Annotated in this window: 16 protein-coding genes; 1 reads left to right on the top strand and 15 read right to left on the bottom strand. The window is 37.0% G+C overall.

The features are described from left to right. Positions 1 to 82: 82 nt before the first annotated feature. The gene (locus V6668_RS30960; protein ID WP_100528100.1) at positions 83 to 1,381 is read right to left on the bottom strand and encodes a sensor histidine kinase; all 1,299 of its coding nucleotides are present in this window, start codon (positions 1,379 to 1,381) and stop codon (positions 83 to 85) included. A gap of 527 nt (positions 1,382 to 1,908) precedes the next feature. Then, positions 1,909 to 2,922, bottom strand: coding sequence for a G5 domain-containing protein (locus V6668_RS30955; protein WP_338709172.1), 1,014 nt, complete (start codon positions 2,920 to 2,922; stop codon positions 1,909 to 1,911). Positions 2,923 to 3,246: 324 nt separating this feature from the next. On the opposite strand from V6668_RS30955, the gene V6668_RS30950 reads away from it, so the two are divergent. Next, positions 3,247 to 3,672 (top strand): hypothetical protein, encoded by a 426-nt coding sequence (locus V6668_RS30950; protein ID WP_100528098.1) that lies wholly within the window; start codon positions 3,247 to 3,249, stop codon positions 3,670 to 3,672. A gap of 146 nt (positions 3,673 to 3,818) precedes the next feature. Here the strand turns inward: V6668_RS30950 and V6668_RS30945 are convergent, their stop codons facing one another. The 13 genes from V6668_RS30945 to V6668_RS30885 all read right to left on the bottom strand — a co-directional run bounded on the left by V6668_RS30945 (position 3,819) and on the right by V6668_RS30885 (position 21,053). Further along, positions 3,819 to 4,775 (bottom strand): tyrosine-type recombinase/integrase, encoded by a 957-nt coding sequence (locus tag V6668_RS30945; RefSeq protein WP_338709171.1) that lies wholly within the window; start codon positions 4,773 to 4,775, stop codon positions 3,819 to 3,821. Positions 4,776 to 6,277: 1,502 nt separating this feature from the next. Continuing rightward, a complete protein-coding gene (locus V6668_RS30940) occupies positions 6,278 to 7,027 on the bottom strand; it encodes a hypothetical protein (protein WP_149846997.1) in 750 nt (249 codons plus the stop codon). After that, positions 7,024 to 7,893: an ImmA/IrrE family metallo-endopeptidase gene (locus tag V6668_RS30935; protein WP_149846998.1), complete on the bottom strand. Its 870-nt coding sequence runs from the start codon at positions 7,891 to 7,893 to the stop codon at positions 7,024 to 7,026. The genes V6668_RS30940 and V6668_RS30935 overlap by 4 nt, the downstream gene beginning before the upstream one ends. Further along, positions 7,887 to 8,249 carry a helix-turn-helix domain-containing protein gene (locus V6668_RS30930; RefSeq protein ID WP_149846999.1) on the bottom strand — a complete coding sequence of 121 codons (363 nt, stop codon included), beginning with the start codon at positions 8,247 to 8,249 and terminating at the stop codon, positions 7,887 to 7,889. Before V6668_RS30930 ends, V6668_RS30935 begins: the two co-directional genes overlap by 7 nt. A 708-nt stretch (positions 8,250 to 8,957) precedes the next feature. Beyond that, positions 8,958 to 11,177: an S-layer homology domain-containing protein gene (locus V6668_RS30925; protein ID WP_338709170.1), complete on the bottom strand. Its 2,220-nt coding sequence runs from the start codon at positions 11,175 to 11,177 to the stop codon at positions 8,958 to 8,960. A gap of 228 nt (positions 11,178 to 11,405) precedes the next feature. Further along, positions 11,406 to 11,603, bottom strand: coding sequence for a hypothetical protein (locus tag V6668_RS30920; protein WP_091037065.1), 198 nt, complete (start codon positions 11,601 to 11,603; stop codon positions 11,406 to 11,408). Between the two features lie 192 nt (positions 11,604 to 11,795). Continuing rightward, positions 11,796 to 12,497, bottom strand: coding sequence for a hypothetical protein (locus V6668_RS30915; RefSeq protein ID WP_338709169.1), 702 nt, complete (start codon positions 12,495 to 12,497; stop codon positions 11,796 to 11,798). A 287-nt stretch (positions 12,498 to 12,784) separates the two neighbouring features. Next, positions 12,785 to 13,252 carry a hypothetical protein gene (locus tag V6668_RS30910; protein WP_188310593.1) on the bottom strand — a complete coding sequence of 156 codons (468 nt, stop codon included), beginning with the start codon at positions 13,250 to 13,252 and terminating at the stop codon, positions 12,785 to 12,787. Positions 13,253 to 13,298: 46 nt separating this feature from the next. Beyond that, positions 13,299 to 13,781, bottom strand: coding sequence for a hypothetical protein (locus V6668_RS30905; protein ID WP_338709168.1), 483 nt, complete (start codon positions 13,779 to 13,781; stop codon positions 13,299 to 13,301). Positions 13,782 to 13,809: 28 nt separating this feature from the next. Continuing rightward, positions 13,810 to 15,684 carry a bifunctional lytic transglycosylase/C40 family peptidase gene (locus V6668_RS30900; protein ID WP_338709167.1) on the bottom strand — a complete coding sequence of 625 codons (1,875 nt, stop codon included), beginning with the start codon at positions 15,682 to 15,684 and terminating at the stop codon, positions 13,810 to 13,812. 65 nt (positions 15,685 to 15,749) lie between these two features. Next, a complete protein-coding gene (locus V6668_RS30895) occupies positions 15,750 to 18,179 on the bottom strand; it encodes a hypothetical protein (protein WP_149847005.1) in 2,430 nt (809 codons plus the stop codon). Further along, positions 18,179 to 20,230 carry a VirB4 family type IV secretion system protein gene (locus V6668_RS30890; protein ID WP_223200057.1) on the bottom strand — a complete coding sequence of 684 codons (2,052 nt, stop codon included), beginning with the start codon at positions 20,228 to 20,230 and terminating at the stop codon, positions 18,179 to 18,181. Before V6668_RS30890 ends, V6668_RS30895 begins: the two co-directional genes overlap by 1 nt. Then, a complete protein-coding gene (locus V6668_RS30885) occupies positions 20,178 to 21,053 on the bottom strand; it encodes a hypothetical protein (protein ID WP_338709166.1) in 876 nt (291 codons plus the stop codon). The genes V6668_RS30890 and V6668_RS30885 overlap by 53 nt, the downstream gene beginning before the upstream one ends. Positions 21,054 to 21,118 lie beyond the last annotated feature (65 nt).

Genomic DNA, 21,118 nt, shown 5'->3' with positions numbered 1-21,118 from the left:
CCTTTAGGACATGCGCGTGCTTCGCGTTAGATGTATTCATTTCTGATTCATTTTATCATAATCGGAAGAGACGGTAAACCTCTTAGAGAGAACAGATCTCTTTTGATTTTATAGGTATCGAAATAGTAAATGTGTTTCCATTGGCTCTTGAATCAACAGTTATGCGGCCATGATATCGTTTAATGATCCTCTGAACTATATATAAACCCAATCCAGAATGATGTCCTTTATCTTTTTTGGTACTAAATCCTTTTTCGAAGAGTTTATCAATTAAATTTTCAGGAATTGGAGGACCACTACTGAATACTTTGAATAACAATCGATCATCTTCTAAGTAACCAGTCAGCTCTACTTTTCTTTCTTGCTCAGGTAGTGCTTTTACAGTGTCAAAGGCGTTATCAATCAGGTTACTTATTATTTTTACAAGATCAGTACTCTTTAAAAATTCGAGTTGCATGCTGCTAATCTCATAACTAAATGCAATTTTATGGTTTGAAGCATATGTTAATTTAGCTTGTATCAAACCTGCTAGTGCTGGAGAATTAATATTGATGATATCATTAATAATTGTTACTTCTCCAATCATCTCATCTGTAAACTTTCTAAGTTCCTCATATTGCTCAGTAGCTATTAGTGATTGAATAGTGGACATATGATTATTAAAGTCATGTCGTTGTTCCTTAACCGTAGTGAAGAGAAGATCCATGTTACTAAAAAATGCTGCCTCTTCAGATTGTAGCCCCATAATTATGTTACTTGTGTAATTTCTCGATATAATTCCTAGTACAATCAATACGAGTAGAGTAGAAATTCCAATCAGCAACTGCATTTTAAGAAGAAATGAGACCATGTAATTATTAATTTTGCTAATGTCCGATACTATACTAATGATCACCGGATACCCAAGATGGAAATAGAAGTAAGCTTTTAGAATGGGTTTACGGTCTATTTCAGTTTCAAAGGTGAATTCTTTTTTGCCCTCATATGCCCTTCTCACGTAATCATAATCTTCTTCAATGTCATACTGGTAAGTTCCGAAAAGAATTCCTTGTTCATATTTTCCCGTATCACCAATTTTCTGATATTTGCTCTGTTGTTTAAGAAAGATGGATGGATCAAACACCGTTACCTCTTGTAATGAAGTTGACATTACATTCTGTTTAATTAAATCTTCTAATGACCTTCCCCCCTTATGTGATAATTGAATGCAGATGCTAATGTTTAATGCTTCAGCTTGCATCTTTTCAACTTGCTCGTAAATAAGCGCTTCTCGAGTAGAGTTATAGTATTTTTGATTTAAATGACCTAAAATAGTAAGTAGTAAAATAGCAATTATAAGAATGATTTTCACTTGTTTCGTTTTGAACAGAAAAGCCTTCATGTTGTTCCTCCAGCTTGATTAAGTATACTTCTCTATCCTTATCGACACTATCCTCCATTATTTATTCAAGGATACTGAATGATATGTACTAAAGTGATATTTTAAATTTAAATAACACTTCTAAAGTAGGCCTACTAGTTGCTTTCTATACTGATTAAAAAGCAACAGCGTAATCCCTATCTATCTAATACGTAAAGACACTACCTAGACGCTTCTTAATTGACCAATTAATTTATTGCTCATCTGTTTTTCTTGTAATCGAACAATTTAATTATTACATGACTAAAACTCTCCACTATACATGTACTAGACTCCTTAGTATTTTTTATAATAGACGCTTTTCTCTCAGACCTACTATCAAAGTATCAAATTCAATTTGTATAGATTTAAAAGCAAATTCGAATAAAAAAAGCACGCACCGCCCTTAAAGGACGATGAGTGCTTCGCATTTGTACGTTTTAAATTAATTTGAAAGCAAGAAAATGTTAAATTAAGGTTTAATCAATATGTAATTCCTGATAACTAAGTTATTTTGGTTTATTCGGTCCAATTACGTATACCTTTTTGTTCTTTTGTCGACCAAAAAGTATCGCACTGTCGAGATCTTCAATAAATACGTCAATGATATTACCTTTTACCGCACTACCTGTATCCTCCGCTTTTCGATAGCCTACACCTTCAATGTACACCCACCAACCCATTGGTATTACACTTGGATCAACTGCAATTGTTCGACCTTCTTCCACTGTAGCTCCTGAAGCTGTAATACCATACTGTGGATGCCCTCGATCCTTACCAGTAGACTCAACACCTGCTGTAAATGCAGTTAATTCAACCTCTTCCAAAATAAATTTATATTCTACCGGTCTTTCCTCAATAGTGGTGATTTTTTTCTTGTTTTCTACGAGAACTATTGAACCCTCTTGTGGTTGATTGATATTATCATCTTCTGTAGCAGCTATATTTTCAATTACATCAGTATAGTTATACTCTACTTTAGGTTCAGGAACCCTTGTCCCTACAGCTATAACCTCTGGCGTGTAGGGATGGATCACTCTTCGTGAACGTTCGTGTTCTAACGATACTTGACCATTTTCTAACACTGTAGATCGACTAACTATCTCTTTCCCTGGTATCCCTTGTTGTATTACTTTTTCCTCACCAATAAACAGATCAGGATCATTATATTTTACTATTGTGTACGGGATCTCTTCTTCATATTCTTTTTCAGATTTCGCAAGCCGCGTAACTCTAATTTGTGTATTAGAGGTCAACTTTACCGTCGCAGCAGGCTCTACAATGTCTTGATTACCCAATTTAATATTTAGCTGTGTCAATACTTCTCCAACTGTTTCAGCATGCGTATCCACTGTAGTATTGTGGTTGTCAGACATTACGACAACACGATATTTGGGTAGCTGCAAGCTCCCAATATTCTGTTGCTTTTCTGTCTGGAGAATATACACCAAAGATGAGCCAGATAAGATAGGAACTGAAATTGCCAACGCTATTAGCCATTTTTTTGTTCTACGGTAATACATAAAGTCACTCCTTCAATAAAATAAAAAAAGCACCAAACCGCTTTTTAGAGCAGTCTGGTGCTTCCAGATTCAAGATATTTGATTAATCTTAGTATAAAGTACAACCATCAGTCAGACAAGCCTAAATACTCTTTGAGCATCTGAGTTTAATATGATAAAATTGAATGAAATAAATACGTTGAAATGTGGAAGCACCACTATAACCTCTAAGGTTTATAGTGGTGCTTTTTTTGTCTTTAGAAAGGGAGGATAAAACAATGGATTAATTCGGACAACGACGGTCCATCTAATTCTAAGAATTCAAAATAAGGAGTGTTGTTCATTATGGATGCCAACTGGCCAATAGCTATAATTTTATGTTTATTAATTGTATTAAGCTTGATTTCTCTGGTAATTTTAAAAAAAGTAGAACTTCGGATGTACTTTATAGACACTGCCCTTATCACAGTATGTTTGGCCTTCTGTGCCGTAGCATACTTTACAGCATTTGAGGCATTTTTTATTGGGATAATAGTCTATGTATTTAGATTGACAAATAGTGATAATATTATTAAATTTGTTTTTCTGTTTTCAGGATTAATCATTGGCTATTTTACGGGGAATGACTTTTATACAAACACTTCTATCTTGATATTAGCAATCTTTATTATCATACGCTTGGTGGAGTCTATCGTTGAAATAAGTCTCTATACTCCAAATTCTGAGCCAATTACAGAGCTAGACATGCAGTCTAAGAAGTCAGATGACTAGAAAAAAAGAATTATAGAGAGGCGTTATCATGCCTCTCACTTTGAACTCACATGAAACTATATTTTATTAATGATATTTCAACTCATATCAATTCGATTTAGATGCGTTCAGTTCATATCCTTCATTGCTGTTGAGTTGTTAATCATCTAAGGATGAGGGGTCTCTTGCAAATAAACACTTGATTGGCCGATAGAATCTAAAGGAACATTCATGGTTGCCATAGCCAGTTTCTTTTGTTCATCGTTAACGTGAGTATAAATCATTGTAGTCTCTATTGATGAATGGCCCATAAGTTCCTTTACGACTCGTATATCAATTCCATTTTTGAGAAGCATCGTAGCAAATGAGTGTCTTAGCTTGTGACAAGATAGTTTCATATCACTTACATTTGGATTACTCTTTTTGAATGCTTCAAATGTTTGATTAACTAGCTTTTGAATCTGTCTGATCGAGAGTCTTCTCCCTTTTTGAGATACAAAGAATGCATCTTCCCTAAGGCTATAAGGCGAAATCCTCTCTTTTTCAACTTCTAGTAGGTAGTCTAGTAAAACGTCTGGAACGGGTATTTCATTCCATTTTCTACCCTTACCAAACACTTCTATTACTCCTTTAGTCTTTTTCAGGTCTTTTAAATTCAACCGGTGAACTTCCCCTACCCGTAATCCACAGTAAGCCATAAGTAAGAATATAGCTATGTTTCTGTTTCGGTAACGCCCTTCGATAAATTTAAGGCTCTCTGTGAGATCCTCTTCCTCAAGATACACGGGCTTCTTATTTTTTTCCGTTTTGGACTTTTTCACTTCTGCAGCCGGATTCTTAGAAGCAAGTTCAAAATCCATTAATGCCGTATAAAATGTCCTGATAGCGGAAAGAGTTCTGTTCCGTGTTATATCGGCTGCTGCTTGTTTATCATTCAGAAACTCCATAATATGCAATTTCCCTACCTCCTGGGGCGGGGAACCGTTTAATGAGTCTAGAAAGGTAAAACACTCTCTCATATATTCTTTCTGTGTTGAGGCGGTGTATCCGGATTGCTTCAGGTATATTCGAAAAGCTCGAATCTGCTCACTATACAAATCCTCGAGCTCATAAGGTTTTCTCATTAACTTTCCCTCCTAACAATAAACTCTTAATCAAATTCAAAATACATCTATAGAAGTAAGTAAATTATAAATAATATAAAAAATATCTATTTATGTTGATAACTTTCATTAATATAAAACTTATGAAGATTGAAATTCACATACAACTTCCCATTATCAGTAGTAAAATTGCCTTTAAACTTAAAGGGCGCAAAATATGGATTTGGCGCTCTTTATTATAGCACATATGTTCCTGAAATATTGCTTTTTCCCCCTCAAAGTACTCAACATTAAGTTATCATCAGCGCTATATTCATGCTTTCTAACTGCTTTAAAATTCTTCAGAGACTTTAAAGCAGTTAGTCTAGCACATTATAAGGACGTAATGAAACATTCTTATCTGTTTTGGTTTACATAATATATATTACTGTAAACCAAAGTCAGTACTAGTATTCCCACTTACATTCTAAAAAACGAATTAGAGTAATGTCATAATAGTTAACTGAATACTTTTATGTTTAGTTAATTAATTATATTACTGTTAAGTATTCAGTCATATATTAAGTAAAATTAAAAAAAACATATTACTTAATATATGACTGAATACTTTTGTAATACATTATTTGGATGAGAAAAAAGAGGTAGTCCATGTGAGGTTTAGAAACAAAAGAAAAAGTCACCTACGAACTTTAACATAGTCAGAAAAAGATTTTACTTACTGTTTATCTAAACTAATTCAAGAAAATTGACCATACATTACCCTTTTATACTTCGCACGCACCAAAATTCAATAAACTGTATCAAAAAAATAGATTGTTACTTGGGATAAAGCCAAATAAAGGTGCACACTGTTATATCCGCAGCGTGTACCATTTCTAGATAATTCTATTCATAGGATGAATTAGCTCAATTGCATTAAATCAGATGAGAATTTTCTTCTTCATTTGTTAATACTACAACTTAAACCGTATGTGTTAAGTTATTTAGGATTATTTTCAAGAAACCTAATTGTGAATTCATTCTGAAAAATTCTAAAGTGTGATATATAAATTATTGTAATAGTATCAACTGTTGAAGAACTACAAACCCTAGATAAGGTTTTTCTCATTTTCGTTACTGCTCTTTCATTGAATCTCTAATCTGTTTTACAAATATATGTATTCAACAGAGACATTTTCAGCATAGCGTTTTTTTTTATATCTTAGAACTTACTCTCTGAATTGGTACGGATATAATGTTTTTCACTCAAGAAAGAACCTGAACATTATCAAGTTCCATCTTGAAAATATTGAACACATGAAATACAAATTCTTATGAAAACAATACGTTTTAAAAGGATACAATCATGGTTGGTTGACCCATACCTACTAAATGTCTTGACTAATATTTGTATGTAAATATTCAGTTCAATTAAATTGTTTCTCCATTTGTGTTTAAAAGAAGCGACGAATACAATAAAAAAGCATGCTTGCTAATTCATTCTTTCCTAGAATTTAGTCATAAACATGCTTGGGATATATATTTTAATTATATGGACTATAAGGTGTTGGTTTACCAGTGCTTTTTATAATTTCTGATTTATATAAATTATCCATAAGTTGATAGAAATCTCCCCATTGGGGATTATTCTCTTTCTCTTTTTTTGTAAGACAATACAAGTACTTATACATCATTTTCAAACCATTGACCTTGTCAGGTTCTACCATTTCCATTCGTCGTAAATAATACAAGAGTTCATAAATTTCAATTGCCCCGACACTTGCTAGCCCAATCTTTTCTTTGATTGGTGATTCCAAAAGTCTCAACGCTCTTGAATCATGCGAAGCAAAGAAATTGAGAGGTTTTGTAGCAATATAGGCTAAAGATTTAACTTCACCCCTATCATCAGCGTTATCTAACTCAGGTTCATAGGCAGTATGGGCGGCAATTACTTTTTCCACTGACTTTCTATAAACTTCTTTATTGGTGTCAAATTCGCTATCATCCATAACAATAAGATTCCCTTGATCTCTTCGATTTTCTGCATATTTTTTTGATTCGCCGCTTACAAGCTCATTAAATACTGATGCATGAATCGATAAATAGGGGAAAGTAACAAAAAGTGGGTCAAGCCAATATTTTTTAAATGCACTAAAAGTAATAGCCATTGAACCTTTAACTGTATTTGAACGATCAAAAGGAATAAAGAAGTTAGCATCCAGCGGAATCTGTTGAGCAAAATTGTGAATTAGCGAAACAAGAGCAGGGTTCTGATCCGTAACATTGACTTTCAATCTTCTTCCTCCTCAAACAAGAGGGCCAGATCATCATCTTCGGAGTCAGCTTTTTCCATTAGCTTGTAGTCATCTAATGATTTTCCAAATAGAGAAAGATCGTCTGATAGTTCACTAAGGGAAACTTTTCCTTCTTCATAATTCTCAATCAGTTTTCCTAAATTCTCTCCTTCTACTCCAAATAGATTGGTTCTGGAATTTAGTTGCTGGAAAGTCTTTAAGTTTATATTAGCACCAAGAGTATAATAAATGCCTTCAGGATCTCTTGCATCAATTTTTAATAGGTTTTCAAGGGTGGCTTTCGATATTGCTCCAGCTTCTAGTAAACGACGAACGATTGCTTTAAAAGGTAATCGGTAATCACAATGAACCTCGGCAATTAAGCGCAGCAGTGCATTCGTGCTCCATCCTTTTAAGTCATGATTTCCTCTGTTTTTTTCCTTAATTTCATGTATAAGTTTTTCTGTAGGAAGTAGGAACTCTGCTGCAAATCGGTTTGCTTTCAATTCTCTGATGTCACTTGAATGATCAAGTCCTCTACATAAAACAAAAGGATCAGAAGATTCAAAGTGATGATAAAGTTCATGAGCTAGTGCAAAAATTTGCTTATCCCAATAATCCGTTGTATTCAAACCGATATAGCATATTGAGTACCCATCTTCTTCTTTAGAAGAGAGATATAGAGCTGCAAGAGGATTATCAGATTCATTTTCTTCATTTGAAAAGGGGATTTGTATCAATTGAATGCCTAATGTCCGTAAAACTTTAAAAAGATTATCACCTAATGGTCCCATGCCAAGTTCCAACATTCTACGTTTTTCTTTAGCAAGTTCTTCAATAGTATAAAGATCTTCTGTTGTTAACACGAAGTCATTTCCTCTCCTTGACTTTTTCTCAGACGGTCGTGTTTTCTGAGGCAAAGCATCATAGAAATCATCTTGTCAAAGTTTACACGTTCGTTTTCTGTCGTTGCGCTCCCCATCATTGCTAGGAACACCTTTTTTTCATCCGGATTTTCCTCAATATCTTTTAAAGAAAAGCTTAAGGCTTCCATGAGCGTATTCATTTGTTCAATGCTTGGATAAAAACGGCCGTTCTCTATGCGACTTAATGTATCTTTGTTAATATTGGTCTCCCTGCTCAATTCCTCTAAAGTGATTTTTCGTACATTTTTTCGTTTATGATGTATAATCCCAGAAATTTTTGTAAGTGAGATACTCATATTTTAGATCCCTCCAACTGTTTATAATCAAATTATACATTACATATAATCTTATTACAATAAATATAAATGAATTATATCTTTTATATATAAAAGATATAATTCTAGGGTTGAAACCATAATTCATTTGAAAATTATAGCCCATTATATAATTTATGATGGAATGATTCCAAAATTCTAAAATCCAGCCCATCACGATCCACACTTTCCTATGAAGGATACATCTAAAACTTTAATGAAAATTAGCAGTATTGATTAGTGTATGTCCAAAAAAAAAAAATCTAACGGAAAAGTAACTACAAGCTCACTTTATCACAAGTTTGAGAACATAAAGTCTGACCTCCCCCGATATGTATATAGATAGCCATTGATTACTGAAAAAATGTTCCAATTTCTATAGTTTCGGTATGAGAATACTAAGACTCCTTTTCTTTCCCCTAACTTGTCTCTCTTTTGTATTGATGATTCTGTCTATCAGTTCACTTTTACAAGCAAACTGTGTTATGGCCCCCTTACCAATTCATTTATACCAGCCTATCTTAATTAGTAATGGTTATCAGTTTAATTACTGTTTTAGTATAAAAAAGAAACTAAGATGATTATGGTTGTTTAAATATCCATTTGTTAGTTTCGGAAAAGATTAAGAATGCATAAAAGGGACGCAGTACATACTATTGCTAAAGTATGTACTGCGTCCTTTTTAACCAATTAAAAACCGATGGATTCATTTAAAACTTTATAAACAACTGTCGCTGCTTGTGCACGTGTAGCTAGATCTCGGCTAGCAAGTCTATTATTTCCGAGCCCATCAATAATTTTATGATCAATAGCAGTTGCAAGATCAACTTTAGCCCAAGAACTAACCACTTTAGAGTCATTATACTTTCCTAAAATACTGTTTGCCTGAGTGGTTGTCATTTCAGGGAGTGTTTTCAATTGATTAAATGCACGTACCGCTATGGCTGCCATCTGTTCACGAGTTATATTTTGGTTAGGTCCAAAGGAGTCAGAGGTAATACCCGTGATTAGAGCTGCCTTCCATCCCTCATCCACTACAGCATAATACCAGTCATTAGTATTTACATCAGAAAAGGGCTCCTCTCCCACATTAACTGTATCCAAGTGTTCAGAAATGGCTTTAATAAGCATTGAAGTAAATTCAGCACGTGTTACATAGCGATCAGGTCTAAATGAATCATCGGGGTAACCAGAGATAACTTGCTTTTTTGACATAAAATCAAGGAGCTTAAAAGACCAATGATTCTTTATATCTGTAAAGCTTTTTTTGAAGTTCATGACAATAAAGTCGCCATCACTTACTCCTTTAGATCTTTTCACTTTTTCCTCTGTTGTACTAGGGATTAACGTAAATCCTGAAATCTCATCGAAACGATAAACGTTGGCTAGTTTAACATCAGCGTCACTGTAGATTGGAATTTCTATGTCCAGAGGATTGTATACACCTAAAGGACCACCAGTATATTCAAAACGGATAAAACCACTAGCAGGTATATATTCATCCTCATAGTTCACTCCAATATTGGCACGTGAGATGGTAATACTACCTCCGTTATTCCAATCCCTCAAAAGAGTTAAATCTGCTGTAGCATAACCATTTATAGACATGAGCTTGACCTTTACTTTTCGATCTTGAAGCAGTTTAGTTAAAGTACTATCAATATTCAAATTTAATGAATCATTCAAACCTGTTTTTTTAGAATAGTCTACTACGATCTCCGAAACTTTAGAATTTGAACGGAGTATCTTCTGGATAGCTTGAGTATCCAAGTTGACCGAGTGTAAACGACCCGACCCTTGTCTGGAGAGCGTTGTGGTTGCACCAGCACCATCGGTAACAACAACATCTCCCTTGCTATCTACCGCAAGACTAGTGTTCCCTGCATATGAGGTACCAGAAGCAGCATTATTATTGACATCACCCGTAGTAGAATTCGATGTGCCTAGGCGGATAATATGAAGATTATAAGTTTTAGTAGTTATGCCGTTAGCAGCAGTAATGACAATGGGGAATACATTAATACTTTCTTGTCTTAGGTTTAAGTTTGTTGAGGATCCAGCCGTAACGTATTTACCATCCAGATTGATCGAGCTAAAGTTATCGGATGGGTTGATGACGACATTTAAATTAGTAGCATTGGAGCTCACATAATCTACAAAAACTGAACCGTTCTCTGCAAAATCCTTACCATTAATGAGTATACTTCTGATATTAGCGTTGTTATTGGCTTCAGGCTTGGTTAAAACGAATGTATAAGATTTAGATGCACCATTTAGGGAAGTCATTTCAACAAAGATTGTATTGATTCCCGTTTTCATCTCCACAACCAGACTTCCTGAAGAGCTAACTAAGTTACCATTAATCTTAGTTATAGCACTATTGAATGCTGTTGTTTTTACACTCACATACGATTGAGTAGCCTCTACACGTCCAGTGTAGTAGGACTTTTCTGTACTAAATGGATGATCAACTGTTGCACCCTCAACCACAATCGACTTCAACCCGGTATCATCCAGATTTATCGTTTTTTTAACGGAAAACACATAGTTTTTTACGTTGCTCGGCACATCAATGGATTGTACCTCAATAGTAATTAAAGTTATTTCTTGATCAAGTGTGATCGGTAATGAAGGTGTACCATTGGTAACTACAGTTCCATTAACACGAATTGTTGTATTTGAGTCCATGGCATAAGGTGTAACCGCGATACTTTTTTCTGAAGTATTGACGGATGTCGTATATGTATAGATATCAGGATTAAATTCTCTATTCATATCTACCTTTGGTGAAAAATCAACACTAAAAAGCCGACTTTCTCCTATTTCTTCAGCAAATACCTGCATAGGTAAAGAGAATACGAACATTGCCAGCACCATAAAAAATGAGATTACTTTCTTTCCTTTTTTCAAACTAATCCACCCTTCCTCTTAATGTATCATTGAATGAAACAAACGAACGCAAAAAGGGGCCATTGGATTGTTATCCAATGACCCCGGGTTCTTCCACGTAGGTGTAATATTATTCAATTAAGTTAATTATATAGAATAACTGGAACTAATTCAATGATTTTTATTGTAGCACCTTTTACATAATCAGCAGGTGGTTATTTATCCATCTTCTGAACTTCTCACATGTGTTCAGTTCAACAAATGTTGCTCACTCAAATGAAGAGCAGCAATAATATCTAAAGGTTTTTCAATATCTCCGATTTTAAATCTAGTATCTCCACTTGGTAGTATCCTCTCTTGCATTGATTTAAAGGATAATCCAACGACCATAAATTCTCCTGGGTACATACCGATAAAACGACTTGGAATACGTGTTTCCATTAACATAAATTACTCCTCCATTAATCATTTTGAAAAAAAAGAAGCACCTACAAATTAGGATAATCCTAATCAGCGGTGCTTCCGGCTGTCGTATCTATTCATTTAATAAAAATTATTATAACAGAAAACACTAAAATATAGAACATATTACTAAGAACGTGACTGTTTTACTTGAGTGCTTTGAATCTATCACTGATATTAACCGTCTAAAAAGTTAGGATCGTTTTTTTTCTTTTGATGAACTGGAACATGTTCCTTACAGACTGTATTGTTCCAGCGTACTATCTTTAGATAGTCTAAATCATCTTGTGAGAGCACAACGCCACATTTAAGGCAGTATTTCACTTCAATATTGCCCGTGTCTGTTAGACTATGTCCTTCAGATTGATCTTCCAAGCTTCTAAGTAAAACTCCTGGATTTTCCGCCCATTTACGATAGGGTGCTAAATCTTGATGTCCTACTGCAAAATAATCTGCAGCATCTCGAAAAGCGTCACTTACCGCTGAACGAATAGATTCCCTATAGAATTGAATTTTTTTATTACTTTTATCCCGTTCTAGAACTGCAAATCCTTGTCCTTCAGAACTTGAATTCAGAATGTTCAAGACACCGCGCATTTCAATTTCATCCGTTTCCTCATGGTAGATGGGTTTATCAGTAGTAATTCTCCAAGACCAATATGGTCCGGCAGCTGACCTTACCCTATATTGAATGGGATGAACAGGAATATACGCGCTGCGTGCATTTGCATTTTTGAATTCGACCGTTTTAGGAGGAAATGGTGCTGCTAATTTAAACATAATTTCAGCGTGAATTTTCTCTATTTCTTCTCTAGATAAGTTATTCAACATTGATATCAATCCCAATATAAAGATAGTAGAATCATTTATCCAAATCATATCATAATTGATGCATCAAAAAAATCATCACTATCCTCACGGGATTGGTTCTAATCACGTATGTCTACTAATTAGTAAGCAAAAAACGAGGAAATACCCTCTTTCTTTGAACAATACGTATGAAAAGTATGGATTCTACATTAATCGGTATCATGAACTCAAAAGTTTCAGCGAGAGTTTCACTAGGATTAAGATTTAACTATCACTCTGAGAAGTTGGGCATAGTTAGAGATTCATAAATCTTCTTGAGATATCCCACCAGGTACAATTTTTTAGATTAATTTCATCTATAAGCTTGGAAGTAATTTAGGAATAAGTAATACTACTCCCAATGTGAGTGGCGAAAACATTACGAGTCCAACACCCATTCTCTTTCTTCCTGGATTTTTCGCAGCCATCAAACGAACAAAAATACCGATATAAAACATCGTTCCCGTTACAGGAATGGCAATCCATTTAAGCCCATTGAAAATGATCGAGCCGAATGGCATGGTTGAATCGACAAGTTGCTTTACTGATTGTCCAGTAGAGGTTTGGTTGGGTGCGTCCCCTACGAATGTATGAACAATCGCCGGTACGTATGCAATGAGGAAAGTTCCGAAACCAAACGCAATCACAAAAAGTAGGCCTCTTCGTTTTCGAATTGGGTTTTTCCCGGCAGTCAGTAAAAGTATAAATCCAAGTCCAAATAAACAAGCAAAAACAGGAATCCCTACAATCTGAGCTAGTCGAATAACTTGGAAAACAGATTGCATTATATTCTCATGCATAATGAAAATATCCACCTTTCAAACGCTCTTATTAATGAGTATTTTGAATAATCATCTCTATATCATCTACTTTCCAGCCATCTCCACGTCCTTCATCCACAAGAACTGTCTTCATGACAATTGTTTGCACACTTCCTATCCCATTGAATTCTGTAGTAAGTGAAAACTTATTCAAGACTTCAGTATGTTTTTTATCAGAAGAAGGATCATGTTGTAAATAAGCTTTCATGTCACTTACCGTTGAATGAACTTCACTATCAGGAGGCAGTTCTATTCCTGAAGGAAATGTAGATCTATATCCCTTCTCAGTTGTATAAGGTCTTATAGCTTTATAACGTTGATTTGTCGTTTCAAAGTTAAAGAATCCTTCGACAAATAGCCTATTCTGTTGCATGATTGTCTGTTCTTTCATTTTTTCTTGGTTGAGACTACTGGTATAAGCCAACGAGCCAATACCTACTCCGCCTAATAGAAAAATTGCTAACCATACTGCATAAAAACTTCTTTTTGTCATGGTTTTTAAATTACTCCTTTCGGTAGTATTATTTTTCAACAAGGCGACGATATCCGAAGAAAGGTATCTTTCTCCAACGGTGCATAGTATCAATACTTACGCCATACGTACTTCCTGAATTGATAAACTTGCCATCTCCAAGATACATGCCTATGTGTGAAGGACCCGCCTTATAGGTAGACCAAAACACAAAATCCCCTGGTCTGGCATCTTCGGCTCTTATTTCAACTGTTTTATCATATTGATTTCTTGTAGAGCCCGACAAATCAACTCCGATTTGCCCAAAAGCAAATTCTATAAGACCTGAACAATCAATACCTTTTCCGAATGGATCTCTTCCACCATATAAGTATGGATGCCCGAGATATTTAGTCATAACGTCTAGTACCTCTTGTACATCAAATATCTGGCCATCATTCGGAACTTTTATGACCGTACTTGTTGCATTATAGTATCTCATCACGTTATCTACATAATTGGGATCACCATATCCCTTTGAGCCACTTATCTCTCGCATCATTAAACTGAACCCTAATGCATTTTCCTTAGAATATCCACCAGCGTTTAGTGCATATTTAACGTAACCTAAACCATAGTTATACGCTTGGAGTGCTATTTCCACATCTCCCCCAGCAGCTTTATATACTGTTGAGAAGTGATCTACCCCTACTTTGATTGATAATTCAGGATCGGTAATATAATTACGCGGTTTCCCAATTGATTCGGAAGATTGCATAACATCTAGCAATTTGCCTCCAGACTCCTGCATGATCATGGCTAGCAGCAACTGAGTATGTTCCTCTAACCCTACCATTGCTAGATACTTCCTTACTATAGGTTCATATCTCAAGACCACAGCAGGAACTGAAGCTGTGCCTGGCAACCAATTACCACTATAGTTCGCTGATGCCTTACCTCCATATAAAGCAGGATTCCAATCAGGATCAGCAACGGATATAAACTCATAGAATAATTTCATATCATCTTTATCTACCCCGAGGTTAATTAGTATTTGCTGGAACTTTTCACCATCAACCACAAAGTCCGGGACATAGCGATCATCGACAGTAGTATGATCATATTGCTGATAGGTGGTCGTAGTACAATCACCACTAGTACTTGTACCCACAAGATCCCATTGATCTGTTATTGTCGTTGTACCCCCAGGATAGTACAACTTCAGGGGCTTAATATTCATATGGCCGTAATCCAATGTAATATCTGATAGCACATCATGTGCTTTTCTGGTGCTTTCTGATCGAGTCTCTTCAGTTGTCGTATGTGTAGATGAGTTACCTTCTCCATCTGTAGTTGTAACCGTACACGCTACAATAGATTTTGTTCTTTCCTTATCATCGGAGACTGTAGTATAAGAAAATGAGGGTTGAAAGCTCTTAATCAATTCTTCGGGTTTATAATCAGATAGTTCAACTTTCTTTTCATTTACCATGATTTCATAGCGAACAAGAGATGCAGGTATGCCCCAACTCGGTTTTACCGTCTTCACAACTTGATTAAGCCAGTTTTTATCTGCTTCAATCCCCCAAAGTTCAGCAACTGTTTTATCAGCTGCAGATTTGAACTCTTTTTCATATTTTACATCCGCCGCATGTTGCTCTTCACTACGAGCATTCCCACCTAAAAACCAGTCCGCAAATGGAATGGCAGAGAGGGCAGCTAAAGTAAGAAGAATAGCTAAGATTATTACCAATCCCCAAGGGCCTATCAATGAGACAATAAGCTTCCCAATCGATAATACAAGCTGTTTCAAGAATTTCATGAGTAGTTTTTTTAGGTACTTCCCCGCTTTTCCTACCGCTTTAGAGGCTACTTTTGTACCGCCTTTTTTTAATGCTCCCCCTGCTTGTCCAGCAGCTTGACCGCCTATCTCATTCGCACTCAATTTCTCACCCCACAATCGCAAGAGGATATCTCCTACGAGACATCCTCAATACCCACCAAATTTGATTAAGATATATCACTTGTTCTATTTCCCTTGTTATATGCACCTGATTGAGCCCATGCAACTCGACTAGCACCTTGCATTAGATTCCTACCGGTTGCTCGCGTAGCTTGCGGTATCTTTCCAACCATATCAGCCACTTTGTCATCTCCACCTGCTTTGCCTGGTTGTTTATGATTGAAGTAATCTTCAGGATTAAGTCTTCGCATGTCAAACGTGTTGTCGGAGTATAGCTTTTGGCCACCACTGTCAGCAATATAAGCCTCACTGCTTCTTCCAAGATCCGCTGTTGATCCACTCATCCCAACTAATGCTCTCTCAGTTCGTGGCCTCACATTGACCGGACTAACAGTACTCGGGTGTTCAATAGATCGCATATATGAACCGTTCTCTTGACGATTCCATTGGCCGTCTTGTTTCGGATTACGCATCTGATAATCTACCATTCGTTGTTGACCCGTTTTGAGAGAAGCATCACCTGCACCATAGCCCCCAATTTTCTCCCATTTTCCAGTTGACTGGTCCTTGGCTTCATACCAGGAGCGGTCATTCGTTTGGTTCCATCGAGCTTGACTCCCACTGAAACGTGGATCTTCAGAGAGACTATTTAATGTCATCCCACGTGGACTCATCGTTCCATCAGCTCGCATTCCGCTTCCAGAATCAAATGCTCTTTGACGGCTTACACCTGACAACATTTGTCCCATAGATTTACCAGCTGTTCCAAACTTATTGCCAAGCGTACCACCGATTGCTCCTCCGAGTGGGCCGGCTACCGACATTCCAATCGCAGCACCTATACCACCTGCAAGCATCCCAGTAGACTCGCCAAGATTACCCATCAACTGACGTCGCTCTGCGAGATCATTCCATTTCTCTTTCACATTTGACATTTTCCATCCAGAAGAAGTTCCGTCTGGATTTTGTCCTTGACCCGCGTTCCGAATTGTACTGTATGTGCCATGTAAACCTTTAGCTGAATTTCGAGTACCTTGCAAAACACCGGTTGCTAGCTTAGATCCCACTGCAGCACCAGCTGCCACACCAGCGCCCCCAAATGGCAAACCTACAGTACCCCCTAAAATCCCGCCAGTTATTGAGCCAGCCTTTTTGATTTTGTTAAACGCCGATCCACCCGCTGCAGCCTTACTTAAAGTAGATGCACCGACATCGTTCCCCATAGAAACTTCAGATCCGCCTGGCGATTCCGTTCCCCCACCTGTTGAACCTGTGGTGTTTGTGGTACGCCCTTTTCCGGACATATTCATGACACCTTTAGATAACATCATGGCTCCGCCGATAGCCCCCAAGCCCATAGCATTCGCAGCTCGACCTACAGAAGAACTCGAGTCTCCGAGGTTAAGCCACTTACTTACCATGCCGGTTATAGGAACAAACATAATGATCATGCCAAGTTTAAATATCATTGGGCCCATCCCAGAACCTAAATTACCTGCCATTTGGACGAAAACGAATAGAATAATCGCATGAATAGCCGGTAGAAAGATATTTCCACACAATTCTTTAATATAGGTACCAAAAAATGAACGCGTTTTTGCAAATAACAAACTGTAGGCTGCAAAAGGCGACATCACACAAAGGAGAACAATGATTATTTTTCGTGCAATGTAAATAAAGTTAAGATATGCTGAAAGGCCCCACTCTGCTAAGAATACAAAGAGATCTCCCATCTTAAATGAGTATGCACCATCATTTGTAGCGGTTGCGATAATAGAAACTCCATCTAGAGGTTTTCCTAGCCCTTTAAGCGTAGAACCCACGCCTTGTACAATTCCCCAATTCAGTGCCATCAACGTATGGAATAACATCCAGAAAAGACCCATAAAAAACGCGGATGCTACATACATGTGGATATCTTTCCAGAAATCTTCTTTCGACTGAGGACTGTGTGCTTTCATTCCAAACTTTAAACTGGACATCATGATCGCTAGCATCAAAATGGTTGCATAGACTCCTGAAAACGTAGCAATTAGTGGATTGATGACATGATCCATTTCAGATTGATAAAAGATGCCATCAACAAGCTCGTCTTTTTCATTTTCACCGAATCCCCATGTCTTGTAGGGATTACCAAACACCAAGTTTTGGATGCTATTAATACCAGGTATCTTAAATAGATTGTTGGCTTGTCCGATAATAAAACCGTTCATTAGGTTCGCATCATCTTCTGCTTTGTCTAACATTTCTTGCGTTTTCTCTCCGACCAGAGCTCCACTGTTATCTCCGCCACTACCGAGTTCTTCAGGACTGAAAGAAACATCTGAACTTGTCCCATCGGTTGTACTTAAAGGTGTTGCTCCACTACTTTTGCTTGTCGATGCAGCCACGGTTTCTGACGTAGTATTCGTTGATCCGCAACCCGCAAGCAACATTACTAAACACAATAATGCCAGTAGCAGATTCGAACGGTTCATCACGCCACACCACCTGCCGGTATATGAGTTTTATCTTCAAGCCAACCTATCATGTCTTCACGAGTTGTCTTTTTCTTCATCGGAACTTCGACGTTTTGGTTCGTATTCAGGTATACCCATTCTTCAGGAGTCGGTTCAGATTGGAATGAAACGATCTGTTTACCGGCTTTCATGAGCACTTGACCAGTTGAAGATGTCCTGATGAGATTACCAACATCTTCTGAAAGCCTGAAAGTATTGAGTATCGGGGAAATATCTTGATCACTTTGTCTCAAGAAGCAAACCGTATCAAACTGAGCCACGACATCTCTGGCTGCTTCTGTTCGCTCAAACATTTCATATCGTTGAGACACTAAAGTAAGAGATACATTCCATTTCCGTCCTCTAGCAGAAAGGATTTTAAGCCATTCCATCATGGATGCATACTTGATCATCATCCATGCTTCGTCACAAATAACCCGCTTTTTCACTTTCGGATTAGAAACGATGAATCTACTCCACACCCAAGTCATAAGAACGTGTTGAGCTAAAGGTCTTTCTATACCATTACTTGAAAGTTTACTAATATCAAAAGTAACCACAGGTGCGTCATCCAGAGAGACATTATTTTCGGATATAATTCTGGTTTGGCCATCGAACATACCAAATGCTTTGTTTCTCGTGAATAGTTTTACTACGTTACACAGTTCACGGAGCTCCTCACCATAATCATTCTTAGCCTCATGTAGAAGTGCATCATACACATTAGTGATCGTCGGCATTTCAATTAACTTTTTGCGGTACGTAATAGAGCCAAAGTCATCAATATGTTCAATTTGTTCGTAAATAGAGTCTGGATCCTCCGTTATCCCTCGAGAGAGATATAATTCTTCCAAAATATCATTCAAGACCCCGATTTCGACAGCGGTTAGTCCCCTATTATCTGGCGTCAATGATTCTTTCATGACTTTGAAGAATTCAAGAGCTTCTTTGACCTTCTCATTCAAGTTAATTTTCTCATCAATAAACTCATCTTCTGTGCCTTTGTTCTTGATCTCTTTTTCAGGGAAAATATCGAGTGGATTAATTCGACTAACATCATCTTCTTTGGATGGATAGATCGGAACGACCACTCCACCAAGAGCATACGTTAATTCACGATACTCCGGCTCCACATCGATGATCACGTTTTTCATAATACCGTCCATGTAGCCCCGTGCAATAATCTGCTTTACCAACACGGATTTACCTGACCCGGACACTCCAAAAATGCCAAGGGAATAGTTATTTAATGATGCATCAAAGTTGTTATAGTAAACATAATCACGACCATAGCGACCAATAGGGAATCCACCTTGATGATTCAATTTAGATGATGCGTGAGGAAAAATGGCCGTTAGCGCAAGCTGATCCAAATTGCGATCAGATTTAGAAAGATAGTTTCTTCCCAGTGGCATACATGAAAGAAAAGCCTCTTTCTGTCGATCAAAAGCACTTATGATTTCAATAGATTCACCGGATACAGCATTGTCCACTTCCACACACTTCGCGTTAAGCTCATCCAAAGAATTTGCGTAGACACTTGCTTGAATGGATACATAATAAAGCCCATTTTGATTGCTCTTTATCTGACGTTGAAGGAATTTTGTATCATCGCGCTTCTGAACGGAATCATCAATTTTGGCTTGATCATTTCGATTTGCAGCAGAATAAATAACTGTATCTAGTTCGTCAATTTTATCTTGAAGCTTCTTGATCGCAACGTTGCGATCAATTGGTTCGATATGTACGGAACAATCCAAATCGTCCCCACTAAAGAGTGCTTCGAGCCACCCTATTCGAACCGTACGTGGGTAACCACTCGGTTTAACAAAAAAGGACCTTCCATATTTCAGATTCCCAAGTCCCGTTTTCAAAGTGAAATAATCACTCTCAAAATGAGCTCCATCATTCAACATATTGTCAACGATAGAGGGGAATGAAAGTGGTATATCATCTTTACTGCCTTTGCGCACATCATCAATTTGCAACTTCGATGAGTCCTCTTGCTTCTTTTTCAGACGCTTGAACATAGTCTCGCACTTCCTCCACTTCATATACTAGATCTTCAAATCCAGGCATGGTAGTAACGTCGACAGTAATATACGAAGATAGCTTTTCTCTTCCATGTGTAACCAAATCATCGATCGGATTCAATACCATTCGATCCCGGTTTAGTGCTCTTTTCATTACTTCCATAGCAGAGAGGGAATCTAACAATTCCGCGTGTATTTCGCATTGTCTTAACATTCCTACTACGGTTGCCGCACGTTGATATAATTCATTTCGAATCATTTCTTCGCGTTGTTCGGGTTTGAGCGCTCCCATCTTACTAGGCAATGGGACGTAGGTGATCACATAATACACTTTTCGAGATATTCGAAATTCTTTTTCGGATTTGTTCTTGATATGATTAATTACTTTTGTGTTGTAATCCATAGTTTGTGCATTACATTTTTCTAAGTTAGATTTCCAACGGTTCTCTTCTTTCCGTAGATCCTGCCTAACGGCTTGCCCTAAAATCTGAATTGGGAATCGAACAACTCTGAATAAACTGCTGTATCCCAGAATTGTGGATTGGCGAGCTTGAGCACTCAAAAGATCATAATTGACAGAATCTGTAGAGACGATCAGGCAATATTCGTTATTTCGCTTAACAAAGATGCCTTGTTTAATATCCTCAATCCCGATCAGATCCTTCATGTCCTGCCGATCTTTTTTGAGTTGCTTCTCCTCGTGTTTATTGAGGTTCTTTTTTTGATGCTCTACGGATCCAGCACTCACTTCCTCAAGATGCTGTTTTCTTTGCCATCCAATAATAGGTTCATTCTTGTCCATCCTCTTTTTTGCAATCATTAGGAATACCAGCATTAGTGCCAGGAATCCCATCATGCAAAAAATAAAAATCTGCATTTAAGGTC

Origin of the sequence: Paenibacillus amylolyticus, from assembly GCF_036894225.1 — a bacterium.
In the GTDB taxonomy this organism is placed as follows: Bacteria; Bacillota; Bacilli; order Paenibacillales; family Paenibacillaceae; genus Paenibacillus; species Paenibacillus amylolyticus.
The sequence above is the reverse complement of the archived record's forward strand: the minus strand, read 5'-3'. Positions and strand labels throughout refer to the sequence as shown.

Coding starts and splice junctions, on each gene's coding strand:
- V6668_RS30930 (WP_149846999.1), bottom strand. CDS start 8,249: ATGAGTATCTCACTTACAAAAATTTCTGGGATTATACATCATAAACGA.
- V6668_RS30885 (WP_338709166.1), bottom strand. CDS start 21,053: ATGATTGCAAAAAAGAGGATGGACAAGAATGAACCTATTATTGGATGG.
- V6668_RS30890 (WP_223200057.1), bottom strand. CDS start 20,230: ATGTTCAAGCGTCTGAAAAAGAAGCAAGAGGACTCATCGAAGTTGCAA.
- V6668_RS30910 (WP_188310593.1), bottom strand. CDS start 13,252: ATGCAATCTGTTTTCCAAGTTATTCGACTAGCTCAGATTGTAGGGATT.
- V6668_RS30920 (WP_091037065.1), bottom strand. CDS start 11,603: ATGTTAATGGAAACACGTATTCCAAGTCGTTTTATCGGTATGTACCCA.
- V6668_RS30960 (WP_100528100.1), bottom strand. CDS start 1,381: ATGAAGGCTTTTCTGTTCAAAACGAAACAAGTGAAAATCATTCTTATA.
- V6668_RS30945 (WP_338709171.1), bottom strand. CDS start 4,775: ATGAGAAAACCTTATGAGCTCGAGGATTTGTATAGTGAGCAGATTCGA.
- V6668_RS30895 (WP_149847005.1), bottom strand. CDS start 18,179: ATGAACCGTTCGAATCTGCTACTGGCATTATTGTGTTTAGTAATGTTG.
- V6668_RS30915 (WP_338709169.1), bottom strand. CDS start 12,497: ATGATTTGGATAAATGATTCTACTATCTTTATATTGGGATTGATATCA.
- V6668_RS30955 (WP_338709172.1), bottom strand. CDS start 2,922: ATGTATTACCGTAGAACAAAAAAATGGCTAATAGCGTTGGCAATTTCA.
- V6668_RS30950 (WP_100528098.1), top strand. CDS start 3,247: ATGGATGCCAACTGGCCAATAGCTATAATTTTATGTTTATTAATTGTA.
- V6668_RS30905 (WP_338709168.1), bottom strand. CDS start 13,781: ATGACAAAAAGAAGTTTTTATGCAGTATGGTTAGCAATTTTTCTATTA.